General features: G+C 50.0%; 21 protein-coding genes and 3 pseudogenes. 9 read left to right on the forward strand and 15 right to left on the reverse strand.

The window, feature by feature from the left end:
* Positions 1-17: 17 nt before the first annotated feature.
* From D9734_RS23490 to cusR, 5 genes are all read right to left on the reverse strand, one after another.
* Entirely contained in the window at positions 18-563 is a 546-nt protein-coding gene (locus D9734_RS23490) for a hypothetical protein (protein WP_240780533.1), read from the reverse strand.
* A 94-nt stretch (positions 564-657) separates the two neighbouring features.
* The gene (locus D9734_RS23495; RefSeq protein WP_240780534.1) at positions 658-1113 is read right to left on the reverse strand and encodes a hypothetical protein; all 456 of its coding nucleotides are present in this window, start codon (positions 1111-1113) and stop codon (positions 658-660) included.
* Positions 1114-1268: 155 nt separating this feature from the next.
* On the reverse strand, positions 1269-1745 hold the full coding sequence (locus tag D9734_RS07110; RefSeq protein ID WP_130206391.1) for a hypothetical protein: 477 nt from the start codon (positions 1743-1745) through the stop codon (positions 1269-1271).
* Between the two features lie 228 nt (positions 1746-1973).
* On the reverse strand, positions 1974-3422 hold the full coding sequence (gene cusS, locus D9734_RS07115; protein ID WP_130206393.1) for a Cu(+)/Ag(+) sensor histidine kinase CusS: 1449 nt from the start codon (positions 3420-3422) through the stop codon (positions 1974-1976).
* The gene (gene cusR, locus D9734_RS07120; protein ID WP_000770953.1) at positions 3412-4095 is read right to left on the reverse strand and encodes a copper response regulator transcription factor CusR; all 684 of its coding nucleotides are present in this window, start codon (positions 4093-4095) and stop codon (positions 3412-3414) included. The genes cusS and cusR overlap by 11 nt, the downstream gene beginning before the upstream one ends.
* A gap of 156 nt (positions 4096-4251) precedes the next feature.
* On the opposite strand from cusR, the gene cusC reads away from it, so the two are divergent.
* The 5 genes from cusC to pheP all read left to right on the forward strand — a co-directional run bounded on the left by cusC (position 4252) and on the right by pheP (position 12004).
* Positions 4252-5625, forward strand: a complete 1374-nt coding sequence (gene cusC / locus D9734_RS07125; RefSeq protein WP_130206395.1) for a Cu(+)/Ag(+) efflux RND transporter outer membrane channel CusC — start codon at positions 4252-4254, stop codon at positions 5623-5625.
* A gap of 157 nt (positions 5626-5782) precedes the next feature.
* Positions 5783-6115: a Cu(+)/Ag(+) efflux RND transporter periplasmic metallochaperone CusF gene (gene cusF, locus D9734_RS07130; RefSeq protein ID WP_000709873.1), complete on the forward strand. Its 333-nt coding sequence runs from the start codon at positions 5783-5785 to the stop codon at positions 6113-6115.
* A gap of 15 nt (positions 6116-6130) precedes the next feature.
* On the forward strand, positions 6131-7354 hold the full coding sequence (gene cusB / locus D9734_RS07135) for a Cu(+)/Ag(+) efflux RND transporter periplasmic adaptor subunit CusB (protein WP_130206397.1): 1224 nt from the start codon (positions 6131-6133) through the stop codon (positions 7352-7354).
* Positions 7355-7365: 11 nt separating this feature from the next.
* Positions 7366-10509, forward strand: a complete 3144-nt coding sequence (gene cusA / locus D9734_RS07140) for a Cu(+)/Ag(+) efflux RND transporter permease subunit CusA (RefSeq protein ID WP_130206399.1) — start codon at positions 7366-7368, stop codon at positions 10507-10509.
* A 112-nt stretch (positions 10510-10621) separates the two neighbouring features.
* Positions 10622-12004, forward strand: a complete 1383-nt coding sequence (gene pheP, locus D9734_RS07145; RefSeq protein WP_112006421.1) for a phenylalanine transporter — start codon at positions 10622-10624, stop codon at positions 12002-12004.
* 95 nt (positions 12005-12099) lie between these two features.
* Here the strand turns inward: pheP and ybdG are convergent, their stop codons facing one another.
* The 5 genes from ybdG to D9734_RS07170 all read right to left on the reverse strand — a co-directional run bounded on the left by ybdG (position 12100) and on the right by D9734_RS07170 (position 16217).
* Entirely contained in the window at positions 12100-13347 is a 1248-nt protein-coding gene (ybdG, locus tag D9734_RS07150) for a mechanosensitive ion channel YbdG (RefSeq protein WP_130206401.1), read from the reverse strand.
* 257 nt (positions 13348-13604) lie between these two features.
* A complete protein-coding gene (nfsB, locus tag D9734_RS07155) occupies positions 13605-14258 on the reverse strand; it encodes an oxygen-insensitive NAD(P)H nitroreductase (RefSeq protein ID WP_130206403.1) in 654 nt (217 codons plus the stop codon).
* A 93-nt stretch (positions 14259-14351) separates the two neighbouring features.
* On the reverse strand, positions 14352-14720 hold the full coding sequence (locus tag D9734_RS07160; RefSeq protein WP_130206405.1) for an MmcQ/YjbR family DNA-binding protein: 369 nt from the start codon (positions 14718-14720) through the stop codon (positions 14352-14354).
* Positions 14721-14784: 64 nt separating this feature from the next.
* A complete protein-coding gene (locus tag D9734_RS07165; protein ID WP_130206407.1) occupies positions 14785-15033 on the reverse strand; it encodes a DUF1158 domain-containing protein in 249 nt (82 codons plus the stop codon).
* Positions 15034-15098: 65 nt separating this feature from the next.
* On the reverse strand, positions 15099-16217 hold the full coding sequence (locus D9734_RS07170) for a YbdK family carboxylate-amine ligase (RefSeq protein WP_130206409.1): 1119 nt from the start codon (positions 16215-16217) through the stop codon (positions 15099-15101).
* Positions 16218-16358: 141 nt separating this feature from the next.
* Between D9734_RS07170 and D9734_RS07175 the strand changes: the two genes are divergently transcribed.
* Positions 16359-17063, forward strand: a complete 705-nt coding sequence (locus tag D9734_RS07175) for a GNAT family protein (RefSeq protein ID WP_130206411.1) — start codon at positions 16359-16361, stop codon at positions 17061-17063.
* Positions 17064-17067: 4 nt separating this feature from the next.
* Here the strand turns inward: D9734_RS07175 and D9734_RS23775 are convergent.
* A pseudogene (locus tag D9734_RS23775) lies at positions 17068-17319 on the reverse strand (hypothetical protein); the annotation flags it as partial.
* Between D9734_RS23775 and hokE (D9734_RS07185) the strand changes: the two are divergent.
* On the forward strand, positions 17288-17440 hold the full coding sequence (gene hokE, locus D9734_RS07185; protein WP_000956465.1) for a type I toxin-antitoxin system toxin HokE: 153 nt from the start codon (positions 17288-17290) through the stop codon (positions 17438-17440). The pseudogene D9734_RS23775 and the gene hokE (D9734_RS07185) overlap by 32 nt on opposite strands.
* Positions 17441-17571: 131 nt before the next feature.
* Here the strand turns inward: hokE (D9734_RS07185) and D9734_RS23780 are convergent.
* A pseudogene (locus tag D9734_RS23780) lies at positions 17572-17821 on the reverse strand (hypothetical protein); the annotation flags it as partial.
* Here D9734_RS23780 and hokE (D9734_RS07190) point away from each other — a divergent pair.
* Positions 17790-17942 carry a type I toxin-antitoxin system toxin HokE gene (gene hokE / locus D9734_RS07190; RefSeq protein ID WP_000956455.1) on the forward strand — a complete coding sequence of 51 codons (153 nt, stop codon included), beginning with the start codon at positions 17790-17792 and terminating at the stop codon, positions 17940-17942. The pseudogene D9734_RS23780 and the gene hokE (D9734_RS07190) sit on opposite strands and share 32 nt — an antisense overlap.
* 131 nt (positions 17943-18073) lie before the next feature.
* Here hokE (D9734_RS07190) and D9734_RS23785 read toward each other — a convergent pair.
* A pseudogene (locus D9734_RS23785) lies at positions 18074-18324 on the reverse strand (hypothetical protein); the annotation flags it as partial.
* Between D9734_RS23785 and hokE (D9734_RS07200) the strand changes: the two are divergent.
* On the forward strand, positions 18293-18445 hold the full coding sequence (gene hokE, locus D9734_RS07200; protein ID WP_000956465.1) for a type I toxin-antitoxin system toxin HokE: 153 nt from the start codon (positions 18293-18295) through the stop codon (positions 18443-18445). The pseudogene D9734_RS23785 and the gene hokE (D9734_RS07200) overlap by 32 nt on opposite strands.
* A gap of 121 nt (positions 18446-18566) precedes the next feature.
* Here the strand turns inward: hokE (D9734_RS07200) and entD are convergent, their stop codons facing one another.
* On the reverse strand, positions 18567-19187 hold the full coding sequence (entD, locus tag D9734_RS07205; RefSeq protein WP_130206413.1) for an enterobactin synthase subunit EntD: 621 nt from the start codon (positions 19185-19187) through the stop codon (positions 18567-18569).
* A gap of 174 nt (positions 19188-19361) precedes the next feature.
* Positions 19362-21602 (reverse strand): siderophore enterobactin receptor FepA, encoded by a 2241-nt coding sequence (gene fepA, locus D9734_RS07210; RefSeq protein ID WP_130206415.1) that lies wholly within the window; start codon positions 21600-21602, stop codon positions 19362-19364.
* Positions 21603-21697: the final 95 nt, after the last annotated feature.

Genomic DNA, 21697 nt, shown 5'->3' on the forward strand with positions numbered 1-21697 from the left:
ATTGTTTGCTGAAAGAGTTAAGGAATAAATGGCTCATATACAGAATTGAATAGGAAGTCTTGTTTCCAGATAACTTTATCATAAAAAAGAGATTTGGCTTGATGCGTATAAAGAATATGAGGATAAATAGTTTCTCCACCATAAATGATGTTCTTTCCAGTTACACCTGAGAATTCATTAGCTTTAATCTGTCGTTTAAGCCAGTTAATGGCTTTACATAAACATATTGATTTATCCTCAGAATCAGTTGTGTTAATTTCAGTAAGTTGTAAAATCTTTGCTCCATTATACTCAACTAAATACCCCGGCTTTATTTCAATCCAACCGCAACAACGATCAATGCTACTAAACTTTATTCTTCTATTGTTAGGTCTAATGCTGGGCATAAGATAAATTCGATGTGCTACAGCAGGGATTTTTTCTGTTAAGATATCTAATTGCTTAGAGTATTCATCTTGTAGTGCAAACCAAATTGTATGTAATTGATATTTTGAGGCTATAATAGCGAGCCAATCAGACAACTCTTCATTCGTGCAAAAAACATTTATCCTGGCAGTTGCCATTCGTAATCCTTTTTATATAAAGATTTTTATCCGCATCTTATAAACTTGCTTACATCATTGGTTGAAATGATTTTTAATTGTGATTGTATGAACATCACCGAAATAACTTGATATGAATAAAATAGCTAAAGCGAAATGGATGACGTGTTACTAAAAAACCATCCTGAAAAGGAAGCCTGAAAAAACGAGATGACGAAACTTCCACTCTCCATATTTCATCAGAAAAATAACTAAATTCGACATGGTTCTCATATAGTCTCATTTCACGTAAGGTTCCGGTACCATAGGGGAGTGCAATGGTAACGTGTTCCTGAATATCCTGTTTTATATCTATCAATAGCAATTCAAGAGATTCTTCAAAAGGCACATCCTCAGTCACAAAAAGTAAATAACGCCCGTCATCTAATAAAGTTGCAGTTTCAAGATAATCTGCAGGAATTGTAATTCCTGTATTTTCACCATGTATACAGAGTTCAGATTTAGAACCAAAATGAGAATGATCATCTATTTTTTGAATGAGTGATAGCGATATATAATTAACTTTTTCCATATTTTTTTACTCAAGATAAATGGATGAGATTACGAAAGCATTAAATCAGGGAAAGTCATTATTTTGATTTTTTTCGCATGTTATTTTAATTAATTTTGTAATCATGGGGATAGTTATACCTTTACTCTAAAGAACCACTGGTTATATATTTTTACCTACGGCTCATGTCTAAATATTTCTCGAATTTCAAAAGTTGAATATCCTTCGGTTTCCAATAAATCAATAAGCTCTTCCTTTGTTAGTTGATAAACACTAATAGGAAATGATATGCCAAGTCCTGAAATTGAACTTAGTAGTTCTTTATCTAAAATTTCAAAATTGCATTGATGTGAATAATATACATTGTAAAATAAATCTACACGGTCGACACCGTTCGTGGTAAATGCTATATGATTTTTTAAAATAAAATCGATATACCATTTTTGGTACTCGGTTAATTTATATTCAATGCCAATACAATCTGGATGTTGAAGTGATAGTGCGCCAAAGTCGTATTGGCGGTGCCGTATTTTATCAACATCGGTCTTTTTGTTTGAATCAATAAATTTGAATGATTCTTTAAGTTGTGATAATAATTTATGCGGAGATAAATTATCACCATATAAATCGAGTGTAATACGAATTATTAACAAGAATTTATCCATTAAAAATAATATAAGTTGTTTTTATAAAAACAATATATTTGGCTGGTGAAGTTATCCGGGTAATACATTCATGTTATATATATTATCCAAAGGCAGTTACGCTACCGCCATACCCTGATAAAACTCACCATCTGCACGAAACGGATTTTACGCTTTTTATCCCGGCGAAATATCAAATTCTCAATTCAAATAATATCCATTGCACTATGTGAACAATCACTCCCTCTCCGGCAGCACAATCACAAACCTTGTCCCCCGCGCATCTGACGTTACCGCAACCGTGCCTTTATGCGCGACAACAATTGATTTCACTATCGCCAGGCCGATACCGCTACCGTCGCCTTTTCGCTGGCGGGAAGGGTCAACGCGATAGAAACGGTCAAACAATCGTGGTAAGTGCTCGGGCGCAATGGGCGTTCCGGGGTTTTCGACGGAAACTTGCACCTGGTGATCGACCGTCTGGCAGCGCACTACAATTGCCTTTCCGGTTGGCGTATAACGCAGGGCGTTAGAAAGCAGGTTGCTTAACGCCCGACGCAGCATCAGCGGATCGCCCGCAACCTGACACTTGTCGCCAACAAACCGCAACTCCACGCCGCGATCTTCTGCTAACGCCTCAAAAAAATCGAACACTTTGCCGACTTCATCCGCCAGGTTGAGCATTTTCTTTTCGGGGATTAACTGGTTGTTATCGGCCTGGGCGAGAAACAGCATATCGCTGACCATTTTCGCCATTCGGGTCAGCTCTTCGAGATTAGAGTAGAGCACATCTTCCAGCTCCTTCTGGCTGCGCGACTGGCTGAGGGCGATTTCCGTTTGCGTAATGAGATTCGTAATTGGTGTGCGAATTTCGTGGGCGATATCCGCTGAGAAATTGGACTGGCGGGTAAAGACATCCTCAATACGCTCGATCATATGGTTGAACGACAGTACCAACTGTTCCAGCTCAATCGGCACGGTCTGCGGGTCAAGGCGAACGTCGAGATCTTTCGAGGTGATATTCTGGATTTGACGGCTGACGCTGCGGATCGGCGCGTGACCTTTATGTACCGCCAACAGCACGATAAAGACGATCAGGATGCTGATGATCGATGCGGTCATAATAAGTTTATTCATCAAATCATTTATGTAATGAAGATGAAAATCGATCGAAAGCGCGATGTAGAGCGTATAAATCGGTTTGCCGTCCGCCTGCGGGCCAACCGGCAAGCTAATCATCCGCCAGTTGCTGTGTTCCATATGCCCGTGACCGTGGCCCGGCATCATCATCGTCGGGCCGGAAAGGAGATACACCTCACCGCCCTGCGCGTCTTTATCGGGTATTGCGTCACGCGTAAACTCGCGGATATCTGGCGCACCGGGGGAGTGATACACCGTTTTACCGTGGCTATCTGCCAGGGAAATCAACACGTTGGAATAACCACTGACGATATCTTCCAGCGTCATTAAGCGTCGGGCTTGCGTTTCGTCAGGGTGATTAAGTACCCGTTCAAGGGTAGCGCTAATCTCTTTTAAATCATTAATATCCTGCTCGGCAAAATGCACTTTTACCGAGTGGATCATGATCCAGGCAAAGGCGAAAAACGCCGCGATGGTGGCAAGGCTGATAAAAAAGGTCAGGCGGGTTGCCAGCGAAAACGGGCGTTGAAATGGCTTACTGGCCATCCGGCACCTCAAGCATATAGCCTACGCCGCGCACGGTTTGAATCAGCTTTGGCTCAAAGTCGTTGTCGATTTTGCCGCGTAGCCGCTTCACCGCCACATCAATGGCGTTGGTGTCGCTGTCGAAATTCATGTCCCACACCTGCGAGGCGATAAGCGAGCGGGGCAGCACTTCGCCCTGATGACGAAGGAAAAACTCCAGCAGAGTAAATTCTTTACTGGTCAAAGTGATGCGCGTGCCGCTGCGGGTGACTTTGCGGCTGACGAGATCGACCATCAAATCGGCAACCTGAAACTGACTTTCGATAATCACCGCCGCCCCGCGCCGCAGTAGAGTGCGCACCCGCGCCAGCAGTTCAGCAAAAGCGAACGGCTTCACCAGATAGTCATCCGCTCCCAGCTCCAGCCCTTTGACGCGATGTTCAATGGTGCCAAGCGCGGTAAGCAACAGAATCGGCATCCCTTTATTGGCGGAACGCAACATGCGCACGATATCCCAGCCGTTCACGTCCGGCAGCATAATATCGAGGATTATCAGGTCATAATCACCGGTCATCGCCAGATGGTAGCCATTCAGCCCGTTGTCGGCCAAATCGACCACAAAACCGGCTTCGGTTAACCCTTTGGTCAAGTATTCTCCGGTTTTCTTTTCATCTTCGACAATCAACAGTTTCATATTTCCTCCGCATGTTGCTCGGGCAATTCTAGAGTAGCGGGATCAGATGGCAATCGCTTATTGGCAAAATGACAATTTTGTCATTTTCCTGTCACCGGAAAATCAGAGCCTGGCGAGTAAAGTTGGCGGCATAAAATCACCAGAAATTATGCGCCTATGTCTCATTGTAAATTCCTGACACTTTGTGTGGCCCTTGCGCTAAGCGGTTGCTCACTGGCACCGGATTATCAGCGTCCGGCAATGCCCGTGCCGCAGCAGTTCTCACTCAGCCAGAACGGCCTGGTTAACGCAGCGGATAACTACCAGAACGCGGGCTGGTGCACCTTTTTTGTTGATAATCAGGTGAAGACGCTGATTAGCGAGGCGCTGGTGAATAACCGGGATTTGCGCATGGCGACGCTGAAAGTTCAGGAGGCGCGGGCGCAATATCGTCTGACCGATGCCGACCGCTACCCACAGCTCAATGGCGAGGGCAGCGGCAGCTGGAGCGGCAATCTTAAAGGCGATTCCGCCACGACGCGGGAGTTCTCGACTGGCCTTAACGCCAGCTTTGACCTCGATTTTTTCGGTCGTTTAAAGAACATGAGTGAAGCCGAGCGACAGAATTATTTAGCCACTGAGGAAGCCCGACGCGCGGTGCATATTCTGCTGGTTTCTAATGTCGCGCAAAGCTATTTCAATCAGCAGCTGGCGTATGCGCAATTGCAAATAGCCGAAGAAACGCTGCGTAATTATCAGCAGTCATATGCGTTTGTCGAAAAACAATTGTTGACCGGTAGCAGCAATGTTCTGGCGCTGGAACAGGCTCGCGGAGTGATAGAAAGTACCCGCAGCGACATCGCTAAACGTCAGGGTGAACTGGCGCAGGCGAATAATGCATTGCAACTGTTACTGGGTAGCTACGGCAAGCTGCCGCAAGCGCAGACAGTAAACAGCGGCAGCCTGCAAAGCGTTAAATTACCGGCGGGCTTGTCGTCGCAAATTTTATTGCAGCGCCCGGATATTATGGAAGCTGAACACGCGTTAATGGCGGCTAATGCCAATATTGGCGCAGCACGTGCGGCATTTTTCCCGTCTATAAACCTGACCAGCGGAATATCGACCGCCAGCAGCGATCTGTCGTCATTATTTAACGCCAGCAGCGGGATGTGGAATTTTATTCCCAAAATTGAGATCCCCATTTTTAATGCCGGACGCAACCAGGCAAATCTGGATATCGCCGAAATTCGCCAGCAGCAGTCGGTGGTGAATTATGAACAGAAAATCCAGAATGCTTTTAAAGAAGTGGCAGATGCGCTGGCATTACGTCAAAGCCTGAACGATCAAATCAGCGCCCAGCAGCGTTATCTGGCATCGCTGCAAATTACTTTGCAACGGGCGCGGGCATTATATCAGCACGGCGCGGTAAGTTATCTGGAAGTGCTGGATGCCGAACGTTCTTTATTTGCAACCCGACAAACTTTACTTGACCTGAATTATGCCCGTCAGGTTAACGAAATTTCTTTATATACCGCACTTGGTGGCGGTTGACACCAATATACTCGTCATACTTCAAGTTGCATGTGCTGCGTCTGCGTTCGCTCACCCCAGTCACTTACTTATGTAAGCTCCTGGGGATTCACTCGCTTGTCGCCTTCCTGCAACTCGAATTATTTAGAGTATGACTTTTAACTCCAGGAGAGAATAAATGAAAAAAGCACTGCAAGTCGCAATGTTCAGTCTGTTTACCGTTATTGGCTTTAATGCCCAGGCTAACGAACATCATCATGAAACCATGAGCGAAGCACAACCACAGGTTATTAGCGCCACTGGCGTGGTAAAAGGTGTTGATCTGGAAAGCAAAAAAATCACCATCCATCACGATCCGATTGCTGCCGTGAACTGGCCGGAGATGACCATGCGCTTTACTATCACCCCGCAGACGAAAATGAGTGAAATTAAAACCGGCGACAAAGTGGCGTTTAATTTTGTCCAGCAGGGCAACCTTTCTTTATTACAGGATATTAAAGTCAGCCAGTAACCCAGGTTTAATGAGATGAAAAAAATCGCGCTTATTATCGGCAGCATGATCGCGGGCGGTATTATTTCTGCGGCAGGTTTTACCTGGTTTGCCCAAGCTGAACCGCCCGCAGAAAAAACGTCGACCGCAGAACGTAAAGTCTTATTCTGGTACGACCCGATGTATCCCAATACGCGGTTCGATAAACCAGGTAAATCGCCGTTTATGGATATGGATCTGGTGCCGAAATATGCCGATGAAGAGAGTTCTGCGTCTGGTGTACGCATTGACCCGACCCAGACGCAAAATCTGGGGGTGAAAACGGCTACCGTCACGCGCGGGCCGCTGACTTTTGCCCAGAGTTTCCCTGCCAATGTCAGTTACAACGAGTATCAGTATGCCATTGTGCAGGCTCGCGCTGCCGGGTTTATCGATAAGGTTTATCCGCTTACCGTGGGCGATAAAGTGCAAAAGGGGACACCGCTTCTCGATCTGACCATTCCCGACTGGGTGGAAGCGCAGAGTGAGTATTTACTGCTGCGCGAAACCGGCGGTACGGCGACCCAGACTGAAGGCATTCTTGAGCGGCTGCGACTGGCGGGAATGCCGGAGGCGGATATTCGCCGCCTGATTGCCACGCAAAAAATCCAGACTCGCTTTACGCTCAAAGCGCCCATTGATGGCGTGATCACCGCGTTTGATCTGCGCGCGGGTATGAATATTGCCAAAGATAACGTGGTCGCGAAAATTCAGGGTATGGACCCGGTGTGGGTCACTGCCGCAATCCCGGAGTCCATTGCCTGGCTGGTGAAAGATGCCTCGCAGTTTACGCTCACCGTTCCGGCGCGACCGGATAAAACACTCACCATCCGCAAATGGACGCTGTTACCCGGCGTGGATGCCGCGACCCGCACGCTGCAGCTGCGTCTGGAAGTCGACAACGCCGACGAGGCGCTAAAACCGGGCATGAACGCCTGGTTGCAACTCAACACTGTCAGCGAACCGATGCTGCTCATTCCGTCACAGGCGCTGATAGATACCGGCAGCGAACAGCGGGTGATTACTGTTGATGCCGACGGGCGCTTTGTACCGAAACGCGTTGCCGTTTTCCAGGCATCGCAAGGCGTCACCGCGTTACGCTCTGGTCTGGCAGAAGGTGAAAAGGTGGTTTCCAGCGGCCTGTTCCTGATTGATTCCGAAGCCAATATTTCTGGCGCTCTGGAGCGGATGCGCTCTGAAAGTGCTACCCATGCGCATTGAGGGAATAACCAATGATTGAATGGATTATTCGTCGCTCGGTGGCAAACCGTTTTCTGGTACTGATGGGCGCGTTGTTTCTAAGTATCTGGGGTACCTGGACCATCATTAACACGCCAGTGGATGCGCTGCCGGATCTCTCCGATGTGCAGGTGATTATTAAAACCAGCTATCCCGGTCAGGCGCCGCAAATCGTTGAAAATCAGGTGACTTATCCGCTGACCACCACCATGTTGTCGGTGCCTGGCGCGAAGACGGTGCGCGGTTTCTCGCAGTTTGGCGACTCTTATGTGTATGTCATTTTCGAAGATGGCACCGATCCGTACTGGGCGCGCTCGCGGGTGCTGGAGTACCTCAACCAGGTACAGGGTAAGCTGCCTGCGGGAGTCAGCGCCGAGCTGGGGCCAGATGCCACGGGCGTTGGCTGGATCTATGAATATGCACTGGTGGATCGCAGCGGTAAGCACGATCTGGCCGATTTACGCTCATTGCAGGACTGGTTTCTCAAATATGAGCTAAAAACCATCCCTGACGTTGCGGAAGTGGCGTCGGTGGGCGGTGTGGTGAAAGAGTATCAGGTGGTTATCGATCCCCAGCGCCTGGCGCAGTATGGCATCAGTCTCGCCGAAGTGAAAAGCGCGCTGAATGCTTCAAACCAGGAAGCGGGCGGTTCGTCGATCGAACTGGCGGAAGCGGAATATATGGTGCGCGCCAGCGGCTATCTGCAAACGCTCGACGACTTTAATCATATCGTTTTAAAAGCCAGTGAAAATGGCGTGCCTGTTTATCTGCGTGATGTTGCCAAGGTCCAGATTGGACCGGAAATGCGCCGGGGCATTGCCGAACTGAACGGCGAAGGCGAAGTGGCTGGCGGGGTGGTGATCCTGCGCTCCGGCAAAAACGCCCGTGAAGTGATCGCTGCCGTGAAGGACAAACTGGAAACGCTGAAAAGTAGTCTGCCGGAAGGCGTGGAGATAGTTACAACATACGATCGCAGCCAGCTCATTGACCGGGCCATCGACAACCTCAGCGGCAAGCTGTTGGAAGAGTTTATTGTGGTGGCGGTAGTCTGTGCGCTGTTTCTCTGGCATGTGCGCTCGGCGCTGGTGGCGATTATTTCGTTGCCGCTGGGGTTGTGTATTGCTTTTATTGTCATGCACTTCCAGGGACTGAACGCCAATATTATGTCGCTGGGCGGTATTGCGATTGCCGTCGGGGCGATGGTCGATGCCGCCATCGTCATGATCGAGAATGCGCATAAACGGCTCGAAGAGTGGCAGCACCAGCATCCTGACGCCACGCTGGATAATAAAACGCGCTGGCAGGTGATCACCGATGCATCTGTTGAAGTAGGTCCGGCGCTGTTTATCAGTCTGCTGATTATCACGCTGTCGTTTATCCCGATCTTCACCCTGGAAGGGCAGGAAGGGCGTCTATTTGGCCCGCTGGCGTTCACCAAAACTTATGCGATGGCGGGGGCGGCGCTGCTGGCGATCGTAGTGATCCCTATCCTGATGGGGTACTGGATCCGTGGCAAAATTCCGCCAGAAAGCAGTAACCCGCTCAATCGCTTTTTGATTCGTATTTATCATCCGCTGTTGCTGAAAGTATTGCACTGGCCAAAAACCACGCTGCTGGTGGCGGCACTTTCGGTGCTGACGGTTATCTGGCCGCTCAATAAAGTTGGCGGGGAATTTTTACCGCAGATCAATGAAGGCGACTTGTTGTATATGCCATCGACGCTGCCAGGGATTTCCGCAGCGGAGGCGGCGAGCATGCTGCAAAAAACCGACAAGCTGATTATGAGCGTACCTGAAGTGGCGCGGGTATTTGGCAAAACTGGGAAAGCGGAAACCGCCACCGATTCTGCTCCGCTGGAGATGGTCGAAACGACCATCCAGCTTAAGCCGCAGGATCAGTGGCGGCCAGGCATGACGATGGACAAAATCATTGAGGAACTGGATAACACCGTGCGTCTGCCGGGGCTGGCGAATCTGTGGGTGCCGCCAATTCGTAACCGTATCGATATGCTCTCAACCGGCATTAAAAGCCCCATCGGCATTAAAGTTTCCGGCACTGTGCTGGCGGATATCGATGCGATGGCGGAGCAAATTGAAGAAGTGGCGCGAACGGTACCAAGCGTGGCTTCTGCTCTTGCCGAGCGTCTGGAAGGTGGGCGCTATATCAACGTCGAGATTAACCGTGAAAAAGCCGCGCGTTACGGTATGACGGTGGCGGATGTGCAGTTGTTTGTGACTTCTGCAGTGGGCGGGGCGATGGTTGGCGAAACGGTGGAAGGGATTGCCCGTTATCCAATTAATCTGCGTTATCCGCAAAGCTGGCGCGATAGTCCGCAGGCGCTGCGTCAGCTGCCGATCCTGACGCCGATGAAGCAGCAAATTACCCTCGCAGACGTGGCCGACGTTAAAGTCTCTACCGGACCGTCGATGCTGAAAACCGAGAATGCGCGCCCGACGAGCTGGATTTATATCGATGCCCGCGATCGTGACATAGTGTCGGTGGTTCACGATCTGCAAAAAGCGATTGCCGAGAAAGTGCAGTTAAAACCGGGCACCAGCGTGGCGTTTTCTGGGCAGTTTGAGTTGCTGGAGCGTGCCAACCATAAGCTGAAACTCATGGTGCCGATGACGCTGATGATCATCTTCGTGCTGTTGTATCTGGCGTTCCGTCGGGTGGGCGAAGCGTTGCTGATTATCAGCAGCGTACCGTTTGCGCTGGTGGGCGGCATCTGGTTGCTGTGGTGGATGGGCTTTCATCTTTCTGTGGCAACGGGCACTGGCTTTATCGCCCTTGCCGGGGTCGCCGCCGAATTTGGCGTGGTGATGCTGATGTATTTACGTCACGCCATAGAGGCCGAGCCGTCGTTGAATAATCCGCAAACATTCAGCGAGCAGAAGCTGGATGAGGCGTTGTATCACGGCGCGGTACTGCGCGTGCGCCCGAAAGCGATGACGGTGGCGGTGATTATCGCTGGTCTGCTGCCGATTCTGTGGGGAACGGGAGCAGGTTCAGAGGTGATGAGCCGCATCGCCGCGCCGATGATTGGCGGCATGATCACCGCACCTTTGCTGTCGCTGTTTATTATCCCAGCGGCGTATAAGCTGATGTGGCTGCATCGGCATCGGGTTTGGAAATAAAAGTAGAGCCGGGGAAGGATACCCGGTTTAACTGTGTGGATTGTGTCTTGCGACGATGGGCACTAAATGTTAAAAGGTGCCCCTCAACAAAAAAGACACACAGGGGAAAGGCGTGAAAAACGCGTCAACCGTATCGGAAGATACTGCGTCGAATCAAGAGCCGACGCTTCATCGCGGATTACATAACCGTCATATTCAACTGATTGCGCTGGGCGGCGCTATTGGTACTGGTCTGTTTCTTGGCATTGGCCCGGCGATTCAGATGGCGGGTCCGGCTGTATTGCTGGGCTACGGCGTCGCCGGGATCATCGCTTTCCTGATTATGCGCCAGCTTGGCGAGATGGTGGTCGAAGAGCCGGTATCCGGTTCATTTGCCCACTTTGCCTATAAATACTGGGGACCGTTTGCGGGCTTCCTTTCTGGCTGGAACTACTGGGTGATGTTCGTGCTGGTGGGAATGGCAGAGCTGACCGCTGCGGGCATCTATATGCAGTACTGGTTCCCGGATGTCCCCACCTGGATCTGGGCTGCCGCCTTCTTTATTATCATCAACGCCGTTAACCTGGTGAACGTGCGCTTATATGGTGAAACTGAGTTCTGGTTTGCGCTGATTAAAGTGCTGGCGATTATCGGCATGATCGGCTTTGGCCTGTGGCTGCTGTTTTCTGGTCATGGCGGCGAGAAAGCCAGTATCGACAACCTCTGGCGCTACGGTGGTTTCTTTGCCACCGGCTGGAATGGGCTGATTTTGTCGCTGGCGGTGATTATGTTCTCCTTCGGAGGGCTGGAACTGATTGGTATTACTGCCGCTGAAGCGCGCGATCCGGAAAAAAGCATCCCTAAAGCAGTGAATCAGGTGGTGTATCGCATCTTGCTGTTTTATATCGGTTCACTGGTGGTTTTACTGGCACTCTATCCGTGGGTGGAAGTGAAATCCAACAGTAGCCCGTTTGTGATGATTTTCCATAATCTTGACAGCAACGTGGTGGCTTCTGCGCTGAACTTCGTTATTCTGGTGGCATCATTATCGGTGTACAACAGCGGGGTTTACTCTAACAGCCGGATGCTGTTTGGTCTTTCTGTGCAGGGTAATGCGCCGAAGTTTTTGACTCGCGTCAGCCGTCGCGGCGTGCCGATCAACTCACTGATGCTTTCCGGAGCGATCACTTCGCTGGTGGTGCTGATTAACTATCTGCTGCCGCAAAAAGCGTTTGGTCTGCTGATGGCGCTGGTGGTAGCAACGCTGCTGTTGAACTGGATTATGATCTGTCTGGCGCATCTGCGTTTTCGCGCGGCGATGCGACGTCAGGGGCGTGAAACACAGTTTAAGGCGCTGCTTTATCCGTTCGGCAACTATCTCTGCATTGCCTTCCTCGGCATGATTTTGCTGCTGATGTGCACGATGGATGATATGCGCTTGTCGGCAATTCTGCTGCCGGTGTGGATTGTATTCCTGTTTGTGGCGTTTAAAACGCTGCGTCGGAAAGCGAAATAATAGTGCCGATTGGATAAGGCATTCACGCTGCATCCGACAACACGATGACAACAATCTGAAGCCGCTCTCATCCATTCGATGAGAGCGGCTTTTAATTACTGCTTAAATGCGTCCGCCAGGGAGCGAATATCATTGCTGGTTGGCGACTGATGAAGTCGCAGACCAAACTCTTCGACGATCGCAAATATGTGGTCGAATATATCAGCCTGAATGCTTTCATATTCCAGCCATACCACGGTATTAGTAAACGCGTAGATCTCAAGCGGTAAACCGTTATCGCCCGGAGCTAACTGGCGCACCATTAAGGTCATATCTTTACGAATCCGCGGATGGTTACGCAGATATTCGTTCAGATAGGCACGAAAGGTTCCAATATTGGTCATTCGGCGCAGGTTTAATACCGACTCCGTAGAACCTTGCTGGCGATTCCACTCATTAATTTCCTGATGGCGGCTGGTTAAATAAGGCTTTAACAAATGCGCTTTATTCAGCCGCTGCATTTCAGTTTCATCAAGAAAACGAATACTGGTGACATCAATACTGATACTGCGCTTAATACGTCGCCCACCGGATGCTGACATCCCGCTCCAGTTTTTAAAAGAGTCAGATACCAGCGACCAGGTGGGAATAGTGGTAATAGTATTGTCCCAGTTGCGCACTTTGACGGTGGTTAAACCAATATCAATTACTGCGCCATCCGCGCCGTATTTTGGCATTTCCAGCCAGTCGCCCAGTTTCAGCATATCGTTTGCGGAAAGCTGAATGCCGGCCACCAGACCGAGGATCGGATCTTTAAACACCAACATCAGCACGGCGGCCATCGCGCCAAGACCACTGATCAGAATTGCTGGCGACTGACCAATCAGCAGTGAGATCATCAAAATGCCGACCAGAATCGCGCCGATCAGTTTAATCCCCTGAAATATCCCTTTTAATGGCAACTGCTTTGCCGCCGGGAATTTCTGCGCCAGATTCAAAATAACATCCAGCAACGAGAAGACAGAAAGCAGCGCATACATCATGATCCACAACTGCGCGCAGGTGGTCAGAATATCAGCTGCTTCAGTGCCTTTTTGCAGCCAGAATACCGCCTGAATATTGACGATAATCCCCTGGAGGGTAAAAGCTAAACGGTGGAAGAGTTTATTTTGGGTAATGATTTGCAGCCACAGCCGTGAGCTGGCGATGGCACGTTTTTCGAAGGTACGTAGTACCACCCAGTGCAAAATAATATGCACTACAACGGCGGTCAGAAAAATAATACCGAAAATCATCACCATCGAGGTGGTGTGATCAAACTCAATACCCGCTAAATCTTCAACCTGGGATATTAAATCCTGCATAACATCTCCTATATACAACAGCGGCCTATGATGACGGCTGAAAGGGGGTTATGCAAATCAGGAGAATCTGAGGGGGAATTTCCTGCGAGAGCTGATGGCAAATATAAAATTGCCTGATGCGCTACGCTTATCATGCCTACCTTGAATGAACTGGACGAACTTGTAGGCAGGATAAGGCGGTCACGCCGCATCCGGCATAAACAAAGCGCACTTTGTTAGCAATCTGAGCCGGGATGGGTTCCCGGCTGTCAGGATAATTACACTTCGGTTAAGGTGATACTTTGCGGCAGACGAGATTTCGGCAGCGTCGCGTTAAAATCTTCAACGCTATGATGACCTACCGGAACAACCACCAGACTGGTATAGCCTTTCTCTTTCAGACCAAATTCTTCATCGAGGATCGCGGCGTCAAAACCTTCGATGGGTACCGCGTCCAGACCCAGAGCCGCCACGCCGAGCAGGAAATTACCGACGTTGAGATAAACCTGCTTTGCCATCCACTCTGCATCATCATGCAGATCTTTACGATGCATATCGGCGAAGAACTTGCGACCTTTATCGTTCGCGGCTTTCGCTTCCGGCGTGGCAAAGCGGCCATCGGCATCTTCCTGGTCAACAACCAGCTTCAGCCAGGCATCGTCCATCGCAGTTTTCGCGCAGAACACCACGACGTGCGAGGCATCAAGCATTTTACGCTCGTTGAACACATAATTACCGGCGGCGGATTTGGCAACACGCGCTTTGCCTTCTTCAGTGCTGGCAACAATAAAATGCCACGGCTGGGAGTTGGTGCTGGATGGGCTGTATTGCAGTAGAGTTTTGATCTGCTCGGCCTGTTCCGGGGTAAGTTTTTTGCTGGCATCAAATGCCTTAGTGGAATGACGCTTTAAGGCGACAGAAATGATATCCATAAAGACTCCATGTGTAAGTAATTTTGCGTGCCAGCAGATTACAAGGTTCAACGAGAAATGGTAAGCGAGAAAAATGCGCTATAGATTTACGTTTTAGCCAGGGCGCAGCCTTTTTTGATCGCGTTTAGCTAAGCCATCAACCACTAAATTCCATGAATCGTTGATCAGATCGCGAAGTAACGCTTCGGAGATTTCTTCGCCGGGATAGACCGAAATCCAGTGCTTTTTATTCATGTGATACCCAGGCTTAATGCTTGGATATATCTGCTGATTTAACAGGGATTTTTGTGGATCGGACTTCAAATTGATAAAGGGAACGCCGCGCAGTTCTGACGACAACATAAAAATCTTGCCGCCAATTTTAAAGACATCAAACTCCGGGCCAAACGGCCAGCAAAGCTCGACAAAGGGTAACTCAAGGGCCAGGCGTTTCGCCGTTTCGTGCAGTGATTGCTTATCCATAAACGTTCCTTTAGGCGAAGGAGAATAAGCAAAGTATGCCGCGAAGCACGACGATAATCGACGTTTAATCCGCCAGCGAGAACCAGCGTCGCCAGATAAAGCGCAGAACAAAATACTCAATAGTGCCCAGCACTAAAAACCACAGGCAAAATAACAAAGTGTAAAGTTGACTCAGATCCATCAGACGGAACGTGGTCACCAGTTTCTGGGCCATCGTCAGCCCCAGTGCGGGGGCGGGCAGCAGCAGGCAAGAGAGAAAAGCCATCAGCAAGATGCCAGCTGCGGTGGTCAAGGTTTCTAAAGGGTGTTTCATAACATTGTTAAATGTAAGTTAAAACACCATTGTCAGGGATATTCTTCTGTAAGGCAATTCCCGGCTTAGTCACCGGCCCAGATCTCACAATGCTTTTTCACCAACCCAATCAGCGAGCCGCCATCGGCGACGAAATCGCGCATCAATTGTGCTTCATTCAGGCCGCTGGCAACCTGGCGATACAGGGCCTCAATCGCACTCGACGCACCAATTTTATGTGCGGAAGGGGCGATTTTTTCCAGTAAACGCAAGGTGTCTTCCGTTAGAGGCCGACGATCGCCGGTGTGCGGATCGGTAATGACGCCTTCCAGACCATAACGGCAGGCCTGGAAACGGTTGAATTTATACAGCAGGTAATCTTTCTCCTGATGTTTGAACGGGCGTTCCGTCAGTAACCAGTGGGCGGTAGCCTGAATCAATCCTGCCATATTTACCGCATGGCTAAGAGTTAACGGGGTATCCATCACCCGAACTTCCACCGTACCAAAATGGGGGCTGGGGCGAATATCCCAGTGCAGATCTTTAATGCTGTCGATCATCGTGGTGTAACTCAGACAGCGAAACAGGGCTTCAAATTGTTGCCAGTTACTGACCCACGGCATCGGGCCATTATCGGGAAAGGCGGAAAAAATATTGGGTCGTGAGGAGGCAAAGCGTGTATCCGTTCCTTGCATATACGGTGACGCGGCGGAAAGGGCGATAAAGTGCGGCACAAACCGTGACAAGCCGTGCAGCAAATAAATAGCGTCATCGCCACTGGCGCAGCCAACATGGACATGCTGACCAAAAACGGTCGCTTGCTGGATGAGATAGCCAAAGTTTTCCAGCGTTCGTTGATAGCGTTCGTTATCGCATACCTCCTGACGCTGCCATTTCTGAAACGGGTGTGTGCCACCGCCGCAAATTTCCAGATGATGGTCTGCGGCTGCCTGCAATACGACTTTCTGCATTGCTGAAAATTGCCCGGCAGCCTGGTTGATATCACGGCAAACATCCGTCGCCAGCTCCAGCATACTTTCGGTGATATCGTGCTTTACCTCTCCGGCAGTGATCTCATTTTTAACCGCGTCAATCAGCGTTGAAGAGTCCTGGCTTAAGTCATAGCCCGGCGGATTAACCACCTGCATTTCCAGTTCAATACCGAGGGTAAAAGGTTCAGAAACATGAAAATTGGGTAATGGCATAGGTTTCTCTTATGTTGGCGTTTTCATTTCAGTATAGAAGTGGGAGCGGCTGGGCGAGATGCGGAAGTTCTGGAATGTTTCTTTCTTGTTATGATTGCGAACTGATATAACAGTTTAAAACATCAGCAAAAGGGGAAGGTCGTGCCGGAAATTAATCAATATGGACAGACGGTCGGCGATGCGCTGCCGGACTGGCAAGGTGCAGCGGTTTTACCGCGTCATTTACTGGAAGGACAATGGTGTCGACTGGAGCCACTAGACGCGCAACGTCACGCAGGCGATCTGTTTGATGCATATGCTCAGGCGCCAGACGAACGTGACTGGACGTGGCTTGCCAGCAGTCGTCCGGCAAGTGTTGTTGCTACCGAGTCATGGATTGCTGGCAAAGTGAATGATCTTTCACTGGTACCCTTTGCCGTGGTTGATAATCGTTCTGCGCGGGCCGTTGGGCTGGTCTGTTTTATGGCAATCGAACGCGAACATGGTTCGGTTGAAATCGGCCATGTTACCTGGTCACCGCGAATGAAAAATAGCGTGCTCGGTACAGAAGCGATCTGGTTACTTTTGCAATGCGCGTTTGCTCATAATTATCGGCGCGTGGAGTGGAAATGTGATTCGCTTAATCTGGCATCACGCCGCGCTGCTGAACGTTTAGGTTTTGTTTTTGAAGGTCGTTTCCGGCAGAAAATCGTGCGCAAAGGGCGTAACCGTGACAGCGACTGGTTATCGATTATTGATAGCGAATGGCCGCAATGTGGCAAGGTGCTGCAGAGCTGGCTGGCGGAGGAGAATTTTGACGAGCTGGGAGGGCAGAAAAAAAGCCTGGCCCAGTTGCGGATCGGATAATGAATGACAGAAGTCCGAAACAGGATTTACTGTATAAATAAACAGCTATTTTGCTAAGGAAGGGTAAGATAACGGCGGGTGCCTGAAGCTTTCCGGTTTCAGGTTTACTCTGAGGTCTGGAAAGATGAAGCCCCAGGACGATATTTCTATCAACCCTGGGGCTACCTACCCAAACCTGAACAATTTGGATGGTAGTCCCTTCTTCGCATGGAGGCAATATAAACATGCTGACGAAATATGCCCTTGTGGCAGTCATAGTGCTGTGTTTAACGGTGCTGGGATTTACGCTTCTGGTCGGAGACTCGCTGTGTGAGTTCACCGTAAAGGAACGTAATATTGAGTTTAAGGCTGTTCTCGCTTACGAACCGAAGAAGTAGCCGTTGTGCGGGGAGTAATCCCCGCATATCCGGTTGTCAGGTCAGGGTGGTAAGGCACCTGCTTTACACTTTCGCCCGCGGTCAGTGATGGCTGCGGGCGATTTCGTTTTAAGGGCAATGATCAGTTTTGCCGACAGAAGTCCGAAACAGGATTTGCTGTATAAATAAACAGCTATTTTGCTAAAGAAGGGTAAGATAACTGCGGGTGCCTGAGGCTTTCCGGTTTCAGGTTTACTCTGAGGTCTGGAAAGATGAAGCCCCAGGAGATATTTCTATCAACCCTGGGGCTGCCACTCCAAACCAGACAATTTGGATGGTAGTCCCTTCTTCGCATGGAGGCAATATAAACATGCTGACGAAATATGCCCTTGCGGCAGTCATAGTACTGTGTTTGACGGTGCTGGGATTTACGCTTCTGGTCGGAGACTCGCTGTGTGAGTTTACGGTGAAGGAACGTAATATTGAGTTCAAGGCTGTTCTCGCTTACGAACCGAAGAAGTAGCCGCTGTGCGGGGAGTAATCCCCGCATATCCGGTTGTCAGGTCAGGATGGTAAGGCACCTGCTTTACACTTTCGCCCGCGGTCAGTGATGGCTGCGGGCGATTTCGTTTTAAGGGCAATGATCAGTTTTGCCGACAGAAGTCCGAAACAGGATTTGCTGTATAAATAAACAGCTATTTTGCTAAGGAAGGGTAAGATAACTGCGGGTGCCTGAAGCTTTCCGGTTTCAGGTTTACTCTGAGGTCTGGAAAGATGAAGCCCCAGGAGATATTTCTATCAACCCTGGGGCTGCCACTCCGAACCTCAACAACTCGGATGGTAGTCCCTTCTTCGCATGGAGGCAATATAAACATGCTGACGAAATATGCCCTTGTGGCAGTCATAGTGCTGTGTTTAACGGTGCTGGGATTTACGCTTCTGGTCGGAGACTCGCTGTGTGAGTTCACGGTAAAGGAACGTAATATTGAGTTTAAGGCTGTTCTCGCTTACGAACCGAAGAAGTAGCCGTTGTGCGGGGAGCAATCCCCGCATATCCGGTTGTCAGGTCAGGGTGGTAAGGCACCTGCTTTACACTTTCGCCCGCGGTTAGTGATGGCTGCGGGCGAACCGTACCAGATGTTGTCAATTAATCGTGTTGGCACAGCGTTATGACTATCTTTTGTTTAAGCTGCCAGTGCACAGCAAACTGCTCATCCTCTCGTCGAATGATGATCCGCTGTTTATTCCAGCTAATTATCTGATAATCCAGAAAGCCTGGAGCGGCCTGTATCTTGTTTGCCTTAAATGCACTCTCTTTGGCGGAAAATGCCAGTGTCAGCGCCAGAGGAAAGGCTAAACCGCAGTCTGCAAGTCGCTTGTGTTCCGCTGGTGTAATAATGTTGTCTGTCAATTCTCTTGCGGTTTGTGCAGAGAAAATCTCTTCAATATCAATGCCAATCGGTTGACGGGAAACCACGGCTAATGCCGTAGTCCCACAGTGACTAATGCTGCCGTATACCCCCGCAGGCCACACAGGTTGGCGTAGCTCGCCGATTGCAGGCACACATTTATAGCCATATTCCCGCAGCGCATAAATTGCAGCGATCCGCCCGGCTAAATGCTCTGTTTTACGTTTACGTCCAGCGTGTTGAAGTTGTGCGTAGTGCGGCAGCCAGAGTAAATCCTGCTCGCGAAAACTCGCCGGATCAAACTCAACAAAATGCAGCGTATGTCCTGCAAAGGGGAGGGAGGTATGCGTAGTTTTCATGTCAACCATATTAGAGAATGATGACAAACGCAAAACTGCCTGATGCGCTACGCTTATCAGGCCTACGTGGTCCTGCAATATATTGAATTGGCAAGATTTTTGTAGGCCGGATAAGGCGTTCACGCCGCATCCGGCATGAACTACGCGCACTTTGTCAACAATCTGACGTTAGCTTCAGAAGTGAGTATTAATGCTCATATACCACGTACGTCCCGGCTCGTTATAGGTATACGCCCCGGCACCTGCGATATAGTTGGCTCCTGCCAGATCGCCCGTGGTCTGGGCATTACCCGCACGCCACAAACGTTTGTCGAACAGGTTGTCCACGCCGCCGGTCAGACTGACATTCTTGGTCACATCCCAGGTCGCGCTCAGGCCAACAATGCTGTATGGACTGATTTCTTTGGTTTCCGGTCCAACCGCTGGCTGACCTTTATAGTTGTACTTCTTCGGCTGCTGTTTGCCGTACCAGGTGAAGGTCGTTTGCATCGACAAATCTTCCCGTGCCTGCCAGCTCAGCGTTGAGTTCAACGTATATTCCGGGATGATCGACAAACGGTCGCCCGTGGTTTTGTTTTCACTCTTCAGCATATAAGTGATGTTATTGGTCCACATCACCGTTTCGCTAACCGGTACGTTTAACGATCCTTCCAGACCTTCAACCACCGCTTTCGGCACGTTATCCCACTGGTAGAGATCGGTGCCAGCCGCATTTTGCCCTACAGCCACATAGCCCGCTTCAATCTTATTGCGATAATCGTTACGGAACCAGGTCACACCCGCCAGCCAGCCGTCGCGTTTGAACTCCAGACCAATCTCTTTGTTGATACTGGTTTCCGCTTTCAGGTCATCGTTCCCCTGCAGATAGCAGCCGCCCGCGCTGGCGTAACAGCCCTGACCTTTACTGTAGAGAATGTAGTTCGGGTTGGTCTGGTACAGGCTCGGCGCTTTATAGGCGCGGGCAATGCCCATTTTCAGCGTGAAGTCATCGCCTAAACCTTGCGATATGTTCAGCGCCGGGCTCCAGTTATCGCCAACAATGCTGTGATGATCGAAACGCAGCCCTGGCGTTACGATGGTGCTGTCAGTCAGCTCCATGTTGTTTTCGGCAAACAACGAGAAAATTTCTGCTTTTGAATATGGGCTACGGTCGGTGGCGCTCACGCCATCAATAGCACCACCGGTATTCGTTCCGGTCAGCGCCTGGGTGTTGGAACTTAAGTCCTTCATCCGCTGCTGATTCCACTCCGTACCCAGCGTCAACGTCTGGTTAACGAGAAAATCAATCGGCAGGTTAACTTCGCTGTGCAACATCACGTCATCAAGATCGATATCGACGAAATCCTGTGTCGCTTTTTCGTTAAATTTCCCTTCGGTGCCGCCCGCCAGACCTTCCGGAATACGCGAGTTACGCGTGTGTTCGTACTGTACCCAGTTGCTGGTGGTCACACCGTTATCCCAGCCGCCGTTCCAGGTCAGTGAGTAGTTCTGGCGATACAAGCGGTTAGTTTCATCGCCATATTTTGAGCGGGTATAGGAATCGGAGTTGGTGTTCTGTGTGTCGCCCGCATACAGGTTGCCCTGGCGGCTGTAGCCTGCTTCCAGTTCGAGTGATTGCAGAGGCGCGAAGTCCCAGCGAACTACGCCATTAATATCCTTGTTGATCACCCCTTCGCGCCCGGCGGGCAGCGTATCCGCATATGTACCGGCACGCGCGGACTGATGCCCCTGGTTAATATCCCACGCGTCGGCCTGGGTTTTGTCGAGGTTGCCATATAGACGGAAGCTGAATTCATCTCCCAGCGGACCGGTCAGGCTGAAGTTGGTACGTTTGGTGGCACCTTCCTCTTTATGTTCTGGGGCGTTGAAATAAGCATCCCAGGAGCCATGCCACTCACCGCTGCCTTTTTTGGTAATGATGTTAACCACGCCGCCCGCAGCGCCGTTACCATAACGCGCAGCTGCCGGACCACGCAGAACTTCAATACGTTCAATCATTTCAGGCGGCACCCAGGAGGTATCACCACGGGTATCGCGCTCGCCGCGCCAGCCCTGACGTACTGAGTTGCGGCTGCTGACCGGCTTGCCGTCAATCAAAATCAGCGTGTTTTCCGGCCCCATGCCGCGAATATCAATCTGGCGGTTATTACCACGTTGACCACTGGTGGAGTTGCCGGTCAGGTTAACGCCTGGCATGGTACGGATGATTTCCGACACATCGCGGGCAACGGGGTTTTTGCGGATTTCATCTGCGGTGATGGTAGAAACGCCAGGCGCTTGCAAGTTCTGCTCGGCGGCGGTAACGACAATGGTATCGTCATGTGAAACAGGAGTATCGGTTGGCTCTTGTGCCTGTGCTACCCCATAAATCCCCAGATTGACCAACAAGGCCAGGGAATGAATCTTCTTGTTCATTGTTTTATTCCTGCATTTTTGCCACGAATTGCAACTGTCGGGCATGGTCGTCATCAACACGACGCATCCCGCTACCGCGAAAACCTTTGATCCTG

It is taken from the genome of Escherichia sp. E14S1 (assembly GCF_004211995.1).
In the GTDB taxonomy this organism is placed as follows: domain Bacteria; phylum Pseudomonadota; class Gammaproteobacteria; order Enterobacterales; family Enterobacteriaceae; genus Escherichia.

Excerpts from the sequence above, each read along its gene's own strand:
- hokE (WP_000956455.1), top strand. The coding sequence starts at position 17,790 with ATGCTGACGAAATATGCCCTTGCGGCAGTCATAGTACTGTGTTTGACG.
- D9734_RS07160 (WP_130206405.1), bottom strand. The coding sequence starts at position 14,720 with ATGGATAAGCAATCACTGCACGAAACGGCGAAACGCCTGGCCCTTGAG.
- ybdG (WP_130206401.1), bottom strand. The coding sequence starts at position 13,347 with ATGCAGGATTTAATATCCCAGGTTGAAGATTTAGCGGGTATTGAGTTT.
- D9734_RS07170 (WP_130206409.1), bottom strand. The coding sequence starts at position 16,217 with ATGCCATTACCCAATTTTCATGTTTCTGAACCTTTTACCCTCGGTATT.
- fepA (WP_130206415.1), bottom strand. The coding sequence starts at position 21,602 with ATGAACAAGAAGATTCATTCCCTGGCCTTGTTGGTCAATCTGGGGATT.
- cusC (WP_130206395.1), top strand. The coding sequence starts at position 4,252 with ATGTCTCATTGTAAATTCCTGACACTTTGTGTGGCCCTTGCGCTAAGC.
- cusS (WP_130206393.1), bottom strand. The coding sequence starts at position 3,422 with ATGGCCAGTAAGCCATTTCAACGCCCGTTTTCGCTGGCAACCCGCCTG.
- entD (WP_130206413.1), bottom strand. The coding sequence starts at position 19,187 with ATGAAAACTACGCATACCTCCCTCCCCTTTGCAGGACATACGCTGCAT.
- cusF (WP_000709873.1), top strand. The coding sequence starts at position 5,783 with ATGAAAAAAGCACTGCAAGTCGCAATGTTCAGTCTGTTTACCGTTATT.
- cusB (WP_130206397.1), top strand. The coding sequence starts at position 6,131 with ATGAAAAAAATCGCGCTTATTATCGGCAGCATGATCGCGGGCGGTATT.
- D9734_RS23490 (WP_240780533.1), bottom strand. The coding sequence starts at position 563 with ATGGCAACTGCCAGGATAAATGTTTTTTGCACGAATGAAGAGTTGTCT.
- D9734_RS07165 (WP_130206407.1), bottom strand. The coding sequence starts at position 15,033 with ATGAAACACCCTTTAGAAACCTTGACCACCGCAGCTGGCATCTTGCTG.
- nfsB (WP_130206403.1), bottom strand. The coding sequence starts at position 14,258 with ATGGATATCATTTCTGTCGCCTTAAAGCGTCATTCCACTAAGGCATTT.
- cusR (WP_000770953.1), bottom strand. The coding sequence starts at position 4,095 with ATGAAACTGTTGATTGTCGAAGATGAAAAGAAAACCGGAGAATACTTG.
- cusA (WP_130206399.1), top strand. The coding sequence starts at position 7,366 with ATGATTGAATGGATTATTCGTCGCTCGGTGGCAAACCGTTTTCTGGTA.
- hokE (WP_000956465.1), top strand. The coding sequence starts at position 18,293 with ATGCTGACGAAATATGCCCTTGTGGCAGTCATAGTGCTGTGTTTAACG.
- D9734_RS23495 (WP_240780534.1), bottom strand. The coding sequence starts at position 1,113 with ATGGAAAAAGTTAATTATATATCGCTATCACTCATTCAAAAAATAGAT.
- hokE (WP_000956465.1), top strand. The coding sequence starts at position 17,288 with ATGCTGACGAAATATGCCCTTGTGGCAGTCATAGTGCTGTGTTTAACG.